The organism is Paracoccus salipaludis, assembly GCF_002287065.1.
GTDB classification, from domain to species: domain Bacteria; phylum Pseudomonadota; class Alphaproteobacteria; order Rhodobacterales; family Rhodobacteraceae; genus Paracoccus; species Paracoccus salipaludis.
This window is the reverse complement of the sequence record NZ_NSJZ01000133.1, coordinates 1-558: the sequence shown is the minus strand read 5'-3', so window position 1 is coordinate 558 and position 558 is coordinate 1. Positions and strand designations below refer to the sequence as shown.

1 protein-coding gene is annotated in these 558 nt (G+C 61.6%); it reads left to right on the top strand.

The features are described from left to right. Nucleotides 1–288 precede the first annotated feature (288 nt). Nucleotides 289–456: a head-tail connector protein gene (locus tag CK240_RS18515; protein WP_135058970.1), complete on the top strand. Its 168-nt coding sequence runs from the start codon at nucleotides 289–291 to the stop codon at nucleotides 454–456. The last annotated feature ends 102 nt before the right edge of the window (nucleotides 457–558 follow it).

Below are 558 nucleotides of genomic sequence, written 5' to 3'. Positions count from 1 at the left end.
TGCGGGTTCACTGTAATTCGCGTTGCGCCGCCCCGCCTGTGCCGTCAAATCGGCCCGCCCGTGGGGTTTCGCCTCTCAGGGCCCTCTAAGGGGGGAGAGTTATCTATTAGTATGGGTGAGCGAAATCGTGCACCCTTGCTTGCACCCCGTTGCACCGCAACTACGACCCCGATCCCCGGCCGTCCTTCCATATGTGGAACATATCGGCCTTTCTCTTAACTGAATCAGTCACATGGGCTGTTGCCACGGCCCCTTGCTAGCACTGCTAGGACGTGCTAGGATTTTGGCATGTCGTGGAAGCTCATCACCCCCGATCCGAACGCCCCGCACGGCCTTTCGCTGGCACGGGTGAAAGAGCACGCCCGCATCAGTCACGACGACGAAGACCTTGCCATCGACGGGATGCTGTTCGCGGCAATCGAGCACGTCGCGGACCTCACCGGCCGCAGGACATAGGCGACCTGCGCGAGCGGGTGGCATTGCAGCGGTTCGAGACCATCGAGACCGACATGGGCGGCTTCATCGAGGAGTGGGTGACGCAGGCAACTGTCTTCGCCC

What these genes read in the sequence shown, in the direction of transcription:
- CK240_RS18515 (WP_135058970.1), top strand. Translation starts at nt 289, where the DNA reads ATGTCGTGGAAGCTCATCACCCCCGATCCGAACGCCCCGCACGGCCTT.